The 15,445-nt window shown below is 33.2% G+C and carries 21 protein-coding genes; 13 read left to right on the forward strand and 8 right to left on the reverse strand.

The window, feature by feature from the left end:
* Positions 1-199 precede the first annotated feature (199 nt).
* Positions 200-1,657 (forward strand): methyl-accepting chemotaxis protein, encoded by a 1,458-nt coding sequence (locus tag MHI10_RS10010; protein ID WP_340785115.1) that lies wholly within the window; start codon positions 200-202, stop codon positions 1,655-1,657.
* Between the two features lie 73 nt (positions 1,658-1,730).
* Here the strand turns inward: MHI10_RS10010 and MHI10_RS10015 are convergent, their stop codons facing one another.
* Both MHI10_RS10015 and MHI10_RS10020 read right to left on the reverse strand, forming a co-directional pair.
* Complete coding sequence (locus MHI10_RS10015) at positions 1,731-2,150, reverse strand: acyl-CoA thioesterase (RefSeq protein WP_340785116.1); 420 nt, start codon at positions 2,148-2,150, stop codon at positions 1,731-1,733.
* Positions 2,151-2,973: 823 nt separating this feature from the next.
* A complete protein-coding gene (locus tag MHI10_RS10020) occupies positions 2,974-3,114 on the reverse strand; it encodes a phage terminase small subunit-related protein (RefSeq protein ID WP_340785117.1) in 141 nt (46 codons plus the stop codon).
* Between the two features lie 527 nt (positions 3,115-3,641).
* Between MHI10_RS10020 and MHI10_RS10025 the strand changes: the two genes are divergently transcribed.
* A complete protein-coding gene (locus MHI10_RS10025; protein ID WP_340785118.1) occupies positions 3,642-3,845 on the forward strand; it encodes a KTSC domain-containing protein in 204 nt (67 codons plus the stop codon).
* On the opposite strand, the gene MHI10_RS10030 is transcribed toward MHI10_RS10025, so the two are convergent.
* Positions 3,838-4,068 (reverse strand): hypothetical protein, encoded by a 231-nt coding sequence (locus tag MHI10_RS10030; protein ID WP_340785119.1) that lies wholly within the window; start codon positions 4,066-4,068, stop codon positions 3,838-3,840. The two genes, MHI10_RS10025 and MHI10_RS10030, sit on opposite strands and share 8 nt — an antisense overlap.
* A gap of 160 nt (positions 4,069-4,228) precedes the next feature.
* On the opposite strand from MHI10_RS10030, the gene MHI10_RS10035 reads away from it, so the two are divergent.
* The 3 genes from MHI10_RS10035 (at position 4,229) to MHI10_RS10045 (ending at position 6,205) form a co-directional block, all read left to right on the forward strand.
* A complete protein-coding gene (locus MHI10_RS10035; RefSeq protein ID WP_340785120.1) occupies positions 4,229-5,329 on the forward strand; it encodes a type I restriction endonuclease in 1,101 nt (366 codons plus the stop codon).
* A gap of 131 nt (positions 5,330-5,460) precedes the next feature.
* Entirely contained in the window at positions 5,461-5,862 is a 402-nt protein-coding gene (locus tag MHI10_RS10040) for a hypothetical protein (RefSeq protein ID WP_340785121.1), read from the forward strand.
* The gene (locus MHI10_RS10045) at positions 5,852-6,205 is read left to right on the forward strand and encodes a hypothetical protein (protein WP_340785122.1); all 354 of its coding nucleotides are present in this window, start codon (positions 5,852-5,854) and stop codon (positions 6,203-6,205) included. Before MHI10_RS10040 ends, MHI10_RS10045 begins: the two co-directional genes overlap by 11 nt.
* Before the next feature lie 132 nt (positions 6,206-6,337).
* On the opposite strand, the gene MHI10_RS10050 is transcribed toward MHI10_RS10045, so the two are convergent.
* Complete coding sequence (locus MHI10_RS10050; protein ID WP_340785123.1) at positions 6,338-6,529, reverse strand: hypothetical protein; 192 nt, start codon at positions 6,527-6,529, stop codon at positions 6,338-6,340.
* A gap of 204 nt (positions 6,530-6,733) precedes the next feature.
* Here MHI10_RS10050 and MHI10_RS10055 point away from each other — a divergent pair, with 204 nt between their 5' ends.
* The 3 genes from MHI10_RS10055 (at position 6,734) to MHI10_RS21425 (ending at position 9,339) form a co-directional block, all read left to right on the forward strand.
* Positions 6,734-8,713, forward strand: coding sequence for a DEAD/DEAH box helicase (locus MHI10_RS10055; protein ID WP_340785124.1), 1,980 nt, complete (start codon positions 6,734-6,736; stop codon positions 8,711-8,713).
* A 5-nt stretch (positions 8,714-8,718) separates the two neighbouring features.
* Entirely contained in the window at positions 8,719-8,973 is a 255-nt protein-coding gene (locus MHI10_RS10060) for a hypothetical protein (protein ID WP_340785126.1), read from the forward strand.
* A 174-nt stretch (positions 8,974-9,147) separates the two neighbouring features.
* Positions 9,148-9,339: an ImmA/IrrE family metallo-endopeptidase gene (locus MHI10_RS21425; RefSeq protein ID WP_445683181.1), complete on the forward strand. Its 192-nt coding sequence runs from the start codon at positions 9,148-9,150 to the stop codon at positions 9,337-9,339.
* A gap of 272 nt (positions 9,340-9,611) precedes the next feature.
* Here MHI10_RS21425 and MHI10_RS10065 read toward each other — a convergent pair whose 3' ends face one another.
* A complete protein-coding gene (locus MHI10_RS10065; protein WP_340785127.1) occupies positions 9,612-9,785 on the reverse strand; it encodes a hypothetical protein in 174 nt (57 codons plus the stop codon).
* Between the two features lie 301 nt (positions 9,786-10,086).
* On the opposite strand from MHI10_RS10065, the gene MHI10_RS10070 reads away from it, so the two are divergent.
* Together MHI10_RS10070 and MHI10_RS10075 are read left to right on the forward strand one after the other, a co-directional pair.
* Complete coding sequence (locus MHI10_RS10070; RefSeq protein ID WP_340785129.1) at positions 10,087-10,338, forward strand: hypothetical protein; 252 nt, start codon at positions 10,087-10,089, stop codon at positions 10,336-10,338.
* Positions 10,339-10,517: 179 nt separating this feature from the next.
* The gene (locus MHI10_RS10075) at positions 10,518-10,883 is read left to right on the forward strand and encodes a gamma-type small acid-soluble spore protein (protein WP_340785131.1); all 366 of its coding nucleotides are present in this window, start codon (positions 10,518-10,520) and stop codon (positions 10,881-10,883) included.
* A gap of 101 nt (positions 10,884-10,984) precedes the next feature.
* Here MHI10_RS10075 and MHI10_RS10080 read toward each other — a convergent pair whose 3' ends face one another.
* The 3 genes from MHI10_RS10080 to MHI10_RS10090 form a co-directional block, all read right to left on the reverse strand.
* Positions 10,985-11,926 (reverse strand): DUF3307 domain-containing protein, encoded by a 942-nt coding sequence (locus MHI10_RS10080; RefSeq protein ID WP_340785132.1) that lies wholly within the window; start codon positions 11,924-11,926, stop codon positions 10,985-10,987.
* A gap of 1 nt (position 11,927) precedes the next feature.
* The gene (locus MHI10_RS10085) at positions 11,928-12,680 is read right to left on the reverse strand and encodes a hypothetical protein (RefSeq protein ID WP_340785134.1); all 753 of its coding nucleotides are present in this window, start codon (positions 12,678-12,680) and stop codon (positions 11,928-11,930) included.
* A 534-nt stretch (positions 12,681-13,214) separates the two neighbouring features.
* On the reverse strand, positions 13,215-13,799 hold the full coding sequence (locus MHI10_RS10090; RefSeq protein WP_340785136.1) for a hypothetical protein: 585 nt from the start codon (positions 13,797-13,799) through the stop codon (positions 13,215-13,217).
* A gap of 249 nt (positions 13,800-14,048) precedes the next feature.
* Between MHI10_RS10090 and MHI10_RS10095 the strand changes: the two genes are divergently transcribed.
* From MHI10_RS10095 to MHI10_RS10105, 3 genes are all read left to right on the forward strand, one after another.
* Complete coding sequence (locus MHI10_RS10095) at positions 14,049-14,357, forward strand: PadR family transcriptional regulator (protein ID WP_340785138.1); 309 nt, start codon at positions 14,049-14,051, stop codon at positions 14,355-14,357.
* Position 14,358: 1 nt separating this feature from the next.
* Positions 14,359-14,958 (forward strand): DUF2812 domain-containing protein, encoded by a 600-nt coding sequence (locus MHI10_RS10100; RefSeq protein WP_340785140.1) that lies wholly within the window; start codon positions 14,359-14,361, stop codon positions 14,956-14,958.
* A gap of 76 nt (positions 14,959-15,034) precedes the next feature.
* Positions 15,035-15,400, forward strand: coding sequence for an MmcQ/YjbR family DNA-binding protein (locus tag MHI10_RS10105; protein ID WP_340785142.1), 366 nt, complete (start codon positions 15,035-15,037; stop codon positions 15,398-15,400).
* Positions 15,401-15,445 lie beyond the last annotated feature (45 nt).

Consider the following 15,445-nt stretch of genomic DNA (forward strand, 5'->3'; position numbering starts at 1 on the left):
ATACCAAGATTTCACGCGGTTAGAAAGTAACAAGTGCGGGTAAAAGTCAGTAGTAAATGAATGCGGAAAAACTGTCACCTCTAATTAAATTGAAAGCTAAAAATATTGTAATAGACGAAAAATATTCCAATGTTATAATCATATAATGTTAGAATATTTATTGTTGTCCAAAAATAGACAGGAGCGAGGAAGAGAAAAATTGAATATACAAGAATTGAAGTTGTTAGATTTACAGAAAAAAAACTTTACCTTAATGCTAGCATATGGGATTGCGGGATCACTTGGTGTGATTGCACAAATTGCATTGGGTGAACCTTTTGTCGTCATTATTTCACTCGGTTTACCATTAGTTATTTCATTAGTCGTGTTTGCATTAACGAAAAAAAATGCAACGATGAATCTAATTTTCCCTTATATTATTGTTCTGGCAGGAGCCGCCACGACAATCGCTACAAGTGTATCTGACGTAGTTAATGTATCCACAATTATATTAGCGCTCTTTATATTAATTTTAGGTGGTTTACATAATAGTCAAGCTGTTTTCATTTTCGGTTACATTTGGTCGCTCATTGTGATGAGTGTGAATGTCATGTTTGATGAGAGTGGTATTATTGGAGACGAAATGGCCAATGTATTTTTGATCCAAACAATCATCGCTTTAGGTATTTTCTTACAAGTTAGACAAAGTACAAAGCTATTTACAAATGTAGAGGAATTAATGGAAATCGGGACGCAAAAAGCATTAGAGGAAGAGAAATTAATGCAAAAGCTCGAATCCTCTGTGTCGGTTATCTCATCAAATTTAGAACAAATCCGTACAAATACAGCTGCTTCAAATAATGCCCAGCAAGATATGTTAATAGCCGTTGAAGAAGTAAGTATCGGTTCGCAACGTCAGTCGAATCACGTCAGCGACATCGTGAACAATACAGAAAATACAACGAATGCTGTTAGAGAAATGGTGAATCACCTAAATAACATTGTGAATCAAGCAGAGTTGGCAGAAAAAAATGCGACAAATGGTTCTGGAGTAATGGAAACAATGAAGGATGAAATCATTCAATTTACAGTGTTCTTTGAAGAGTTGAATCAAACTTTCCAAGAACTTTCCAAGAAAATAAGTGAAACAAATACGTTCGCAGGTGCGATACGACAAATTACGGAGCAAACGAATTTACTCGCGTTAAACGCATCCATCGAGGCAGCAAGAGCTGGAGAACATGGAAAAGGTTTTGCTGTTGTAGCAGAGGAAATCCGCAAGCTAGCGGGTGTAACGGATCAAACACTTGGAAAAATCGATGGCAATTTAAGTGAAGTGAATCAATATAATGAAGCAGCACTTATCAAACTAGACAATGGATTCACCCAAATATCGAAGCAAGTGCAAACAGCTGAGCAATCTAATCAATCATTCCAGGATGTACATGAAACAATGCAAAAACTACAAAAAAGCTTAGCTGAATTCACACAAGATGTCCAAATCATATCGGCGAACAGTGAATCGATTCATACGAGCACAAATGAATTTGCTGCCATCATTCAAGAAAGTACAGCAACAATTGAAGAGTTAAGTGCAACATTGATGAATATTTCAGCGGATCAAAATAAGATTGCCAAATATATTGATGATACTTATGAAGTAGCGCAATCGATTTGAGTCTAGCTTTCATATAAAGTAAACCCCCATTTCGCCGAGTTGAGCGAAATGGGGGTTTGCTTATGAGTCTAAATTAAGTACGTGCAATTTCTACGTATTTTGCATCCCACTCAGGATTGATTTTCTTTAATGAAACGGGACGGAAATTTTCCTTTTTCACAAGAATGTGCACAGATGTCGCAGTTGCTGCTACCGTCCCATCTTCATGCAAAATTTCATAGCCATATGTTGAGCGCAGTTTTGTATGTTCCTCAATCCACGTGCGAACTGTCGCTGTTTGACCGTACCGTATTGCCGCTTTATATTGAATCGAAAAATCGATTACCGGTGACACATAACCATCTGCCTCAAGCTCCGCATAGTTAAAGCCAAGGTCCTGGATAATTTTTGAGCGACCAATCTCGCACCAAATCAAATAATTGGCATGGTACACGACACCCATCTGATCCGTCTCCGCATAACGGATGTCTACTTTTGTTTCTGATATATACATTACTTTCACCTCTAGTGGGTATTATACCGCTAAATCTATTGGTATGTAAGGGTTTGATGGGAAATGTTTTTTTAGGATAATGTTGGGGTGGGTGTGGAATGGAGACGATAAAGAATTTAGTTGTTTTATAATAATTGGGTTAAAAATCCGAATAAACGTTATTAAACATTATAAAGTGGGGTCCCAGTGAGGTCCAAAATAAAATAAATGCTTGGTAGGTATTCAATATAAAGTGTATTTTAAGCAGTGACATCTAAGAAATTGAAATCATTAATAAAGAAACGTTAAACCTATAGTCCCATGAGTGTGCTAGCTTGTAGGACAAGCCATTCTCCCCTTTTGACCTCCGTTAAAATAATACCGCCTACTTCTTTTGAGTTCTTCAATGCTACATAGGAATGCATATACGCAATGTAGTTGCCATAATCATCTTCAAATGGTCGTCCCTTTGAATTAAATGTAAAATCGATCTATTTCTGCAACACATCTCGGGCGCTCAACAAAATACTATTAGCCAGTTCCGCTTTCAGGCGATTTATTTCTATTGGCACCTTATCATTTTTATTCAATCGGCTGCCATTCGACAGAGCGGAAACGTAGTCGCATCCATATCCTTTTTATAAACTTTTGTGGCATTCCAATACTTTACTTAATACATACAAAAAAGTAACTACTTTTTGTTCAAACCGTCACTGGAGACGAGTTCGTACTTTATAGTTGATTGTGATTTTACAGATTCAGTTGTAGATTTCTTTTCGTTCTTTTTAGATTAGGAGCAGCTTTTGTAGAACATTATATTTGATTTCTCCTCAAGCTAATTGTCCTACTTATCTTTACTTTTCCAGCCGTGCGTGCCTTCTGCAACGCCTAATTGTTCAGTAATTGCGGTTATCTTGATGTCACCATTAGCTGCCTTATTAAGTTCATATGTTTTATCGCGATTTGGACCTCTTACTCTAGCCATCTAACATAACCACCATCTCCAGGGCATTTGTTTGTTTTGTAATACCCTCTTGTTGCTAGTTGCATAGAAAGTATAAAAAGGAACACCTTTAAGGCATCCCTCTGCTTTACATATTAATAATTTGGATAGGCTATATTTAGCTGGACATTATTTATAAGGAATAAGGAGAATTCCTAATCCTATCAGCGAAGAAGAGCTTTACGTGGAGCAATTGTTTGATACCCCTCATTTGGCTGCCATGCCTTAAATTTATATTGTTGTTCCAATTGGCTAGCTCCCTTCACTATATTGACAAAATGTTGGTTAAAGCAATTCTTTATATTCATAAAGTTCATTAGTTTGTCGAAGTATACATAAAGTATATTTTTCACAAAAATCCCATTTGCAAAAGAATCTAATAAAACAAAAATGTGAAAAACTAGATAATTCTAATGACCACTAATGGATTCATACTAAAACCTCCCGAATTTTATTAAAGGCTTCCTTCCCTTAATGTCGAATACTGACATTAGAGAGAGGTGTTAAGAATGAATAGACAATTTGTCTCTTCAAGTCGTATGCGTAGTGTTGGATGGGAAAATGATATCTTAGAAATTGAATTTAGCGACGGCGCCATCTATCATTACTACGATGTTTCTGAATCTGAGTACCTAAGCTTTATGAATTCTAGTTCATTAGGTTCTGAAATTTCAAGACTTGATAAAATCAAACGTTATAAACGCATTAATTAGTTTTCGGGATGCCGATAACATCCACAACCACTCTGGTGAAATCTTGAGTAATCTCTATATGACAGTGCGGATTAAAATTGTTGTGTAGAAATTCAATTAACGGAGCAGCAAGTACTTCAAGTTCATCCATTAATTGAACTGATTTTTTCTCGTCTTGCTTCACAATCTTGTGAATTAATATCTGTGCAAGACCATTAAACTCATGTGCGCGCTGGTCTTGCACAATCTGAAACGTTTCGTATGGGGCATGCCATTATGACATCTTCTTTCAAAATACTACATTTGTAAAAATTAAATATTTTTGTTTTTTTATTATTAACCTAGTTATATTTTCACGTGAAGATATAACTAGGTTAATAAATAGCAAACTAGGAGGGTTTTACATGGAGAAATTTATTGAGCATCTGAAAAGTTTATCAGTCCGCATTGATTCTATGAAGGAATCAATTAAAACAGAAGAAGCAACAAAAACTGCAATTGTTATGCCTTTCTTTCAAATATTGGGCTATGATGTATTTAATCCTTTAGAATTTAGTCCTGAATTCATTGCCGATGTCGGGATTAAAAAAGGTGAAAAAGTAGATTACGCTATTTTAAATGACGGTGAACCAGTTATTTTAATTGAATGTAAAAGTATCACAGAAAATCTAACAAAGCATGATTCACAGTTATTCCGTTATTTTGGTACTACTACAGCTAAATTTGGGATACTCACAAATGGTATAGAATACAAGTTTTTTACAGATTTAGAAGAGCCAAATAAAATGGACACTACACCATTCTTTACATTTAACATTTCGGAATTACGTGATATTCACGTTCAAGAAATTGCGAAATTCCGTAAAGAATCATTTGACCTTGAAAATATTTCAAGTAATGCTTCTGATTTAAAATATTTAAATGCGCTTAAAAGTTATTTATCTGTACAGTTTGACACACCCAATGAGGATTTTGTGAAATTCCTTGTGCATCAAATTTATGATGGTTTAAAAACCAAAACGACTTTAGAAAAATTTACTCCAATAATTTCTAAAGGCTTGAAGCAAATGATTACAGAAAAAGTTAACGAAAAATTAAATGCAGCTTTAAAATCAACTGGCGATAACAAAGTACGTGTTGTGCTACCTGATCCAGAAGAAGAACTATTACCACCAGTTGAAGTAACAAAGGACGATGGCATTGTTACAACTCCAGAAGAGCTTGAAACATATTCGATCGTCAAAGTTATTCTTAAGGATACAATAACCCCAGACCGTGTATTTTATCGTGATAATAGAAGCTATTTTAATATCATTATTGATAATAGTATTCGTAAATGGATTGTACGTGTATACTTTGAAAAAAATCGTAATTATATTGTACTTAATGACTCAGCAACAGATAAAGAACGTACAGTCATTGAATTTATCCACCCCATAGATCTCTTGGCGCACAATGAACAAATCATTAATTCTGTCCAGTCATATGTGGAAGCTACAATCTAGTTTTCTCATTTAACTGTATAACGGAAATAAGTAAGGTGTGCGTTTGCATGCCTTTTTTAATAGTCGATCAGCAAGGGATTATAACTAGAAAGTATCGCATCTACTTTAATTTGTAGAAGGGACACGAATAAATGAGAAGACCTATTCAACTTGAAGATGATTACGTTTTTAATATACCCGATTCTAAGTTATTTGAAGAAGCAACGTCTAATTTCTTCCACGAATTTTTGAAGTCATATGAACAAACAGTAAAAGAAAAATTTGCAGAATTATATGAAGAGTTTCCGGAAGTATTTCCTTTTATAGAGAAGGCTCGTTATAGCGTTGTTATCTTCCACGACACTTATATTAAATTCAATATTTATCAAGAAAAAACGATGTTATTATCATTTATTCATGCTCAGTATAAAACTTTTGGTGATTATAAAAAAATAAAAGACCTAAATGAAATAGAACGGGATCAGAAAATGCTAAATCTAATAGGAAGAACTGACGCACCTTTGGTTAGTTTTACCATTCCTTATGGTTTTTGAAGGACCTACCCTTGATGGAAGCCCAGGAAATGCTTCTGAAGATCCTGGAGATTTAACTGAAATGGGCCAAATAAAAGGTCGTGAATTTGCTTACCTTCATAACGATACATTTGTTAAAGAGAAAAAGGATCGTTTTAATGTATTTGGACTAGAAGAAATTGTCTACAAAATAAACTCCCCTAGCTTCGAATACGAATTAGGAGAATCTATAAAAACATATAAGTCTGGATTATATTTAGCCGCTGCCGCAACTGGTGGAATTACTTTAGAAAATATTTTGAGAATATTGATTGTAAATAGATTAGGTACTGATCAACTACCTAAAAATACTTATATACTTTAGTCTTTGGATGTCTTAATAGCTAATTCAATTATTCCTGGAAGACTTGAAAAGGAAATACGAGCACAGAATACGATTAGAAGCGGCAATGCTCATACAAATGAAGATCCAGTACAAAAAGAAACCGTCGATACGTTATACCGAGTTATCAGGGACATTAGTTTGCTTTTGGATTAAGGAATATTTTAAATGTTTAAACTGAGCTAATAATACACCCGCTTCTTGTTCGTTCCATTCGAACCAGCCTATTTCTAAATTAGATATTATCGTATCAATTTCTGAGTGATTTAAACTAACAAGAAGATAATCATTTCCGGGTATATGCATAAGGACGCCCCTCCTTATTAATAACCTTTAAAATAATTATATCTTTAATTATTTAAGAAATGAAGTCTTTGCATGAGGGATAAAATAAAAATGAAGAACCTAGGTGTGCAATAGCATGCCTTCTTTTCCATGTATAGATGTAAAATATTTGTACTTTCAAGTTATATTTACTTGTTATTTATTCTAAAAATAGGAGTGATCTTTATGTTTAATTCTTCTCACGCACATATTATTGGAAACACTAACTTATATCCGGCTCAAATTGAGGCTTATCAAGCTGTTGTATCTCACTATAAAGAATTTAAGGATAACCCAAAATATAGAGAATCACTTGTTGTGATGCCCACTGGTTCGGGTAAATCTGGCGTTATGGCTTTACTTCCATTTGGGTTATCAAGTAAACGTGTACTAATTATTACTCCTGGTAAAATTGTCCGATCCGCAGTATATAAAAATTTAAATACCGCTGAGAACCCTGAAAAATCATTTTGGATAAAGCAGAAAGTTATATTTGATTACGCAAAATTGCCCAGATCTTATAAGTATGAAGGGTTTAACCATGAAAAGGAAGGCGTTAAAGAAGCTATCATGTTCTTGTTAGAACGAGCTAACTTAGTTATAACGAATGTTCATAAAATCGTTGGAAGTTCAGAGGAAATAAATTTAAAAAATATGCTCCCTCGTGACTTCTTTGATTTAATTATTGTTGATGAAGCGCATCATGTAGCTGCAGAAATGTGGCAGGAATCACTTAATTATTTCAATACCGCAAAGGTGGTTAAATTAACTGCAACACCATTTAGAAGTGATAATTTAAGCATAATTAATCATGAGTTAGACCCTATTTACGAATATACACTTGGTCAAGCAATAGATGATGGTTTATTAAAAGAAGTGATTAAGGAGGAGGCTATTCCAGATCACGTAACCTTTACTCGAAATGATGGAAAAGTACTAACTTTAGCAGATGCTAAACATTTACTGGGCGGTGATGCTGTTAGTGCCAGTATTGCTATGTCGGAAGAAAGTTCAAAAGATGTTATTAATTTTACCAAAAAAGCATATATTACAAAACAGCAAAATAGTAATCAAAATCATCAAATACTAGCTGTTGCATGTAACGATCAACATGCTCAAAATCTTTGTCAATGGTTTAATGAAGCTGGGCTTTCAGCAACTTATGTGAGTACTAGATCATTATCACCTAATCAAAATGAAGAAAGACTCGCAGCATTCACAAAGGGTGACTTTAAGGTTATTGTTAGTATTCAATTGCTTGGTGAAGGTTATGATAATCCTAATATCTCGATTATATCTATATTTAGGCCATACCGTACTCTTGGTCCCTACGCACAAGCTATTGGACGAGGGTTAAGAAAAATATATGACGGGAACGATTTTGATAATATTTGTAATGTAATTTATCACCAGGAACTAAATTTAGAAAAACTTTGGGAATATTATAAAAATCAACGAGACACGGCTACTGCAATGAAAAAGCAATTACAAAATATATCTGAACAACTTTCATTACCATTCGATGAATTAGGGTTTGTTGAAAAAAGAAGTTTTGGTAGTAAACCTACAGATAAAGAGCTTTCCGATAAAGATTATCAAGAACTGACATTGGCAGTTACCCAACATTCTGCTACAAACGTAGGAAATATCGATAGCTTTTCCTCACAAGGTATTGCGATATATTTAAGAGAAAAAGATAGAATAGAAAAAGAAGTAGAACAAAATTTCAATGACCAAATTGCACAATATAAAGAGTTAAAAGATAAAGGAACTTTATCAGAAAAAGATTATGAAATTTTAGTACAAGCGCAACGTGAAAATATACAGCAAGTTATTGTTAATAACAATGATACTTTCCACGATCAAATTCTTGCAATTAGTTTAAAAAAGGACTTTACTATATGGGTTAATCAACAGGTGGAAGTCTTTTTTGAAAAAACTACTCTTGAAAAAGACGGGTACGAATTAGAAAATACGAGTGTAGGTCTAGGGACTCTAGACAGTATAAGCAATCTAAGTTATATTGTAAAAAATATTAGGGTTAGTCTCTTTGACGAATTTAAAAAATCCGTAGATTTATATAATCTAAAAGACTATGCGGATGCAAAATTGTTTGTAAGCGACAAATTAAATAACTTAATTCAACTCTTTTTAAAGGAGGGATAATTATCATGCCAACTTTAGCTGTCGAAAAAATCCATACTACTAACCACTATTTAGATGTGATTGCTAAATTAAATAGTCATGGAAGTGAGCTATTATTTTTGACAATGGAAGAACAGGATTTTCAAAATATCATTCACTTTCAACATAAATTTCCTCACTCTTCAATGATTTTTGATGAAATTATGACATATGAAAAAAATACTTCAAACTTATTGAGCTGGAAAACATCAAGTATTTATGGTTCGGTAAATATTGTATAATTTTTTCACCCCACTAACAAACAGTGGGGTTTTATTGTACTCTTAAAAAGAGCGTACGTTCTATTTGATAACTGTAAGCCCCACGCAGCTAAATATTATAGACGATTTCAAATGTAATGGGTATCAAGGGTCTTCTTATGGGAAAAAAACAGTGAAGCGATTTTATACAACGATATGACTGTAATATTTATTGATAGTCGCATTAGCAATCAATTACAATGGCAGGATTTTTGCCATGAACTATGTCAACCTTTGCTGCATACTGGGGATCAATTTAACATACCTCCTCTATTCCGTGAATATCAGGAGTTTAAAGTCAATAATTTTATGTGCCACCTTTGCATGCCTACATTTATGCAGGATTAATTGGAAATTATGGATTGTACTTCTCAAACGATTCATTGCGTGCGACAACTGTTCAACGTCGAGTATGAATTTGCTCGAGTTCATTTAGAGAAATATATATACAAGAAATGCTCTGTTCCATATTCAAACATTTAAATTTCTTTTGATGATATATAGATAGTAATTTGAAAGGAGCGATGCAATTGGTTGTCTCCAATAAGTCACCTGCCCGTGCGTTTAAGGAGCAATCAAAATGGCTATAGAACCATATTTTAAAACAAAACTTCAACCATTTAATTCCCAACAATATTTTTACTCAATATGCATTTAACCTTGTCTCTTGGGACAGCAAGCAATACAGCTCCCCTTTCATCATAAAGAAAGTAAGATCCATCTTTTATTTCAACCGAATTCACTGATTTCACCTTATATGGTTTGAAATCTTGTAAATGCACAATATAATCCATAATTAGGTACACCTCCAATGATATATATCATATTTTATGACATGAACCGCCCTTCCCATTCAGGAAATTTAAACTTGCTGTTAATGTAATAAACCTTGTCATCTTTACCATGTGTAGTACGGCAATACGGATGGGAAGGATTGGCGGACCTGGCTCAATATTTTTGTATCATTAGCAATTTCAATTGTATATGGAATTGGTGTGCAGTTCATTAAAATTGAGCTTAAAGGCAATCATGTCTAATCACCCATTTCATGTTAGCCTTAAAGCATAATTATATTTGAATAAATTGGAGGGATAAATGTCTGATAATTTACGTTTCTATACGCAAATTGTTTCAATAATTTTATTTATCATCTTTGTTTTCATGAATTTTTTAGGGTATTGGACAGCAGACAGATTCGTTCAAGTACTATTTTTCTTAGGTATGATTTTCGCTATTTTCAGTGTTGGTATTGAAACGGAGAAAAGAATAAAAATAGAAATAGAAGTTGATTGGAATAATTTAATCGGCTTTTTTGCTGCACAAAATAATTCAATTACAACGAACTAAACCGCCTAAAAGAATGTATACTTCTTTCCTTTTACCTCAGGACAATCATTCACAAAAGTTCCTCATCCGTTTTAGAATTTCGATAAGTATTGGTGGATAAGTAATCAATTCATTAAATTTTAAAAAAATGAGGATAATAAAAATACTTCTGAACAGACTAAATTCGGGAGGTGAAATCCATGCAAAATAATAATAACGAACGATACGTTAACGAAATTAAACAAAAAATCCAACAAGCAGAAGCAAACAAAAATTTTGCTTCCGGTCGATTTGCAACCCAAAATGCAATGAACCCAATGAACGAAGAATTCGGAAGTGAGACAGACTTTAACGAAGTAAAACAACAGGTTCAACAAGCAGAAGCGCACAAAAATCAAGCTTCTGGTCAATTTGCAACCCAAAATGCAATGAACTCAATGAACGAAGAATTCGGAAGTGAGACGGACGTAAACGAAATAAAACAACAGGTTCAACAAGCAGAAGCGAATAAAAATCGAGCTTCCGGTCAATTTGCAAATAATAATAATGAAAACAATATGAATTAAGTTGATTCATCCTAAACCGGCAGCTCTTTTTCTGCCGGTTTTTCTTTCTTCTAATAACTACTTTCTCATTTTTTTAATGATATGTATTTTATCGGAATTAATTATCCCCATAAAAACTTCATTACAAATCCAGCTGTCATTCCTAATATGATGCTTAACATCGTACCAATCAAATAGTATTCAGAAAAACTTTTATCATCAAATTGTTTGAACCTTGTTAATGCTTTCATTGCAATTAAAAATCCAATGCTGGACAAATGATTGGATACGCAAAGGATCAAAATTAAGTTTCTTTCTAAAATACCAATCCATAAACCAGCCTTTGGAGGCGAATCACTAATAAATGAAATCTTTTTATTCAATTTCACATCATCTTCCGCTTTGGTTACATATTTATTTAATTGCGTTTCGATGTTTGATTCACTAAACCCTTCATATCTCAAATTAGTATTACTAGAAGTGAAGCTCCCCTCAATGGAAGTTTCGATTATTTTATTCGCCGGTCTAAATTCTGCTAACATTTTACCTATAAGATGTCCAAAAAAATATGTATTTATTAACAAAATAATAAACGTGCTAATTACCTTAGTTTCAAAATTTAATACAATCGTCTCACGGTTTGTTGCAAATTCTACTAATTTGTTTGGCAAACTACTATAATCGTCAAATAGTAGAATTGCGAATACGACAATACTGAAAATATGGATGAATTGATCTAAAATATACAATAAAGTAAGTCTCATTGACATTTGGTGTGGTGTTAAATTGCTACTTTTTACTATTCGATCATTTAACTTTTCTTTCATTAAATCTATTAGTAAATGGAGTAAGCAAATAAGAAATAGATAAAAAATAATGGTGCCATTAAATTCAATCAAATCAAAATAAATACCTATCATTAATAACACGAAATACGTTATAAAATGGATTCCGACATGTTGAAATACACCAAGAGCCCCACTTTGCTTTTTCTTTACTAAACGATCAGATTGTAATGGATAATCAGCTATTAAATGTCCCAATAAAAATAGTAATATTAACATTTTAGTACTCCTGACCAAATTGAAATAGTGTAATATTCCTTCTTAATTCTTCTTCAAACATTTTTTGAACTGTATTTATTTGATTATTTCCCATTATTGATAGTGGCTCTTTTAAAGTAAGTATGTGATAAAGTGATTCTGCAGATTCTATTATTAAATCTATTTTTCCAGCCGTATAGTGACCTGAAATGGTAGAAGTAGATTTGCCAATCCGCGCGGCAATTGTTTTTTGTGAGCGCAGAAGGCTAAATAAAGCTAAAATTTCCCTTTGCTTCGCGGTTTGCTCTAAGATTGCTGCACCTTGAAATTGCAATAAAATATTCATTAATTCAATTTCACTATTTTCATTGTCATTTAAAGGGTTAATTTCAATTAACTTTTTACGATTTTTATTTTCTTTCATTTTATCATTTGCCAACCTTGCATTTTTAACTAAAATATTGTTCCAAGTTTCAATATTGATTTGATCGATTTCTTCTTCAATCAATCCGCAAGAAACACCGAAATAAGGCATATGATCTTGATATTCCCAATTGTAAATCATATAGTTGGCAATCATTAGTGCACTTGGATACCCTTCGACGAGACAGATAATTTCATCGCCCATTCGATGCTTAACGGCTATTTTCCTTGTACCATTCGTATTCGCTATAACATTTTGCCATTTTGAAAGATATTCACTTAATTCTAGTCCATTTTTAAATTTACTTGAATCTGTCACATCTAATATAAATACAGAGACCGCGTTTCGCACGAATCCCCCCCCTTTTCTATTGTACATATAGTAAATTATAACTTATAAATTCGGCTAATCAAGCGTACTTTTAGGAATTCGTCTTAAAAGCCGTATTTGCTAGAATCCGTATTAAGAGCCGTAATTGCATTAACTAATGTCCATCTAACATCATTAGCCCTTTCCCTAAATATATACAGACCCCCTCCCCTTTAATATGGAAAAGAAAAACTACATGCTAAGCATTAGTATTAATTGAAATTACATAATTTTTTTTTTCTTCATGTACTTATTTCGACAATAGGAGGAATTTACCTTTAATAAATTATCGTTTTCGAATACACTTAATTTCTCATCTTTTGTATATTTTTATTGTGTGCTGTCATCATTATCTCCGTCAATTATAGTTGTTATATTTTAATATAAAAGTAAAGGTTTATCGATAAAATTCAGCGCTGTGAGACGCATCGAGATAATGATTTACAGGTAGTTGTCCATGTCGATTACGCTCACAGCTCATTTGGAAAATCATTCGCCAAACCTCAAAATCCCACTTTACTCTATAAATTCAGATACCTCTTGCTGGTTAAAAATATCATTTCTTAACCTTTGCAACTTCTCATTTCCCTGAATCATTTTTTGTTCTACTTGATCTTCCCCATCCAAATTAAATTTCCCTTCATGTGCCGATGCAATTCCGTATTGTCCCCATTCCTCAGTCCAACCAAGAAACAGCAAATATGTATTACCTTGTTCCATTTTTGTATAGTCGCCATAAAAGACTTCATATTTACCAGGTAATATCCCTTTTTCCATCGTGTAATAGGGTTCCCTAACATCGATTATCATTTGGTCATGTTCATTGTTTCCTTTTATGACATTCGAAATTTTTATTTTACTTACATGATGACCGTCTGGAAAACCGCCTCCATAAGGTGTCAATACATTTAGAGGCTCGTTAACTAACTTTGCAATTACGACTAAATCGCTGCCATTAAGGCGTTCTTCATAATTTTCATATGAAGTCATCATGCCCCCATCGAGATTTTTTGTTTCTACTATATATTGATCAGCAACAAAATAAATACTGATGGCAAGTACTAGCATTAGAAAAATGCATAAAGTCACTCTTTTTTTCAACTTCAATTCCCCCGTTTACTTAGAAAATATAATTTATCACTTGATGCAACCCATTCGCATTTTTAAAATTTGGTTTTATCCAAAGAAATTAATGAAAACGATCACAAATATATTATCACTATAAATGCATATTTACCTATGCAAAATTTACCTTGAAAAATCACTATACAGTTGAAATGTATAGTTGACCTATATATAATACAACTATATAGTCTGACTGAATAGTTAAATAATAAGGAAGGTAGTTAAATGAAAAGACATAAGTTACTTCCCTTAACGGAAACAATGCATTATATATTGTTGGCTTTAAGAGAGCCACTACATGGTTATGCAATTATGCAAAAAATTGAAGTGATGAGTGAGGGGCAAGTTCGGATAGCTGCGGGTACATTATATGGCGCAATTGAAAATCTATTGAAATACGATTGGATTGTACTTGTCCCTTCAGAAGATCCAAGAAGAAAAGTATATCGTATTACAAACGATGGGCTCGCTATTTTACAAACTGAAAAAGAACGTTTAAATCATATTCTCTCACTTTATGAAGGAGTCGAGTAAAATGAAGAAGTTTAGATTGTTTATTGATCAACAAAAAGAAGAAAAATGGTTAAATGAGATGATTCAAAAAGGATGGGTATGCAGGAGAATCAGTTCATTTGGCGTATATAATTTCGAAAAAATCAATCATTTCGAGCAAGCAATTCGCCTTGATTTTCAATCGTTCAAGTCAAAAGATATGTATCAGCAATATACATTATTGCATGAGGACTTTGGTTGGAAGCATATAGGCGGTTCACGGTGGTCTTCATTACAATACTGGCTCAAACCTACAGATGGTCTGGATGAATTATATTCAGATAATGCCTCAGAAAAATGTTATTTGGAACGTTTGGTTAAATATTATGGTGCTTGTACATTTTTATTTATCATATTAACGGTGGGTTTATTTAATAACGCGTTACAATACACAAATCTAAAGTCAGCCTATTTTACTCCCGGGCTTTGGGACAAAGAGGGTACCGCATTTATATTCGCTTTTTTATTTGAAACACCATTTGCCCTTTTAAGATTTGGCAGCCCTTGGTTTATCATTATTTGTGGTATCGCTTTTACGACGACGTATTTAAAGTACAAGAAAGAGTTGGAAAAAACGGCGTAACATTGTAGGATTAAATTCGGTTTTAACTCAAATCAGATGAATTTTCAATATTCGAATTATAAAAGGAGTTTGTTAAATGGAGAAATCTAAACTTCAATCTTTTTGTCTCACACTACCTGGAACGACACATGATTACCAAGTAGACTGGCAAGCGGATCGTTATCATGTTGGTGGAAAAATGTTCGCAATGATGGGTGGAGATGTTGAAAGAAAGCCCATCATCACTTTAAAATGCGATCCCGCGCGTGCGGAAGAGTTACGAGAAACCTATCCAGGTATTATTCCTGGTTATTATATGAATAAGACGCACTGGAATTCTATTTATTTTGATTCAGATTTATCTAATGAATTGATAGAAAATCTAATTCTCCATTCTTATCAGCTGGTTTTTGAGAAACTAACAAAGAAAGTTCAAAATGAAATCGATCCTAAACACGATTAAGAATAGATTGATGTCGAATATCTTGGTCTATATCTTTTATGTGCG

It is taken from the genome of Solibacillus sp. FSL K6-1523, from assembly GCF_038005225.1.
GTDB lineage: Bacteria > Bacillota > Bacilli > Bacillales_A > Planococcaceae > Solibacillus.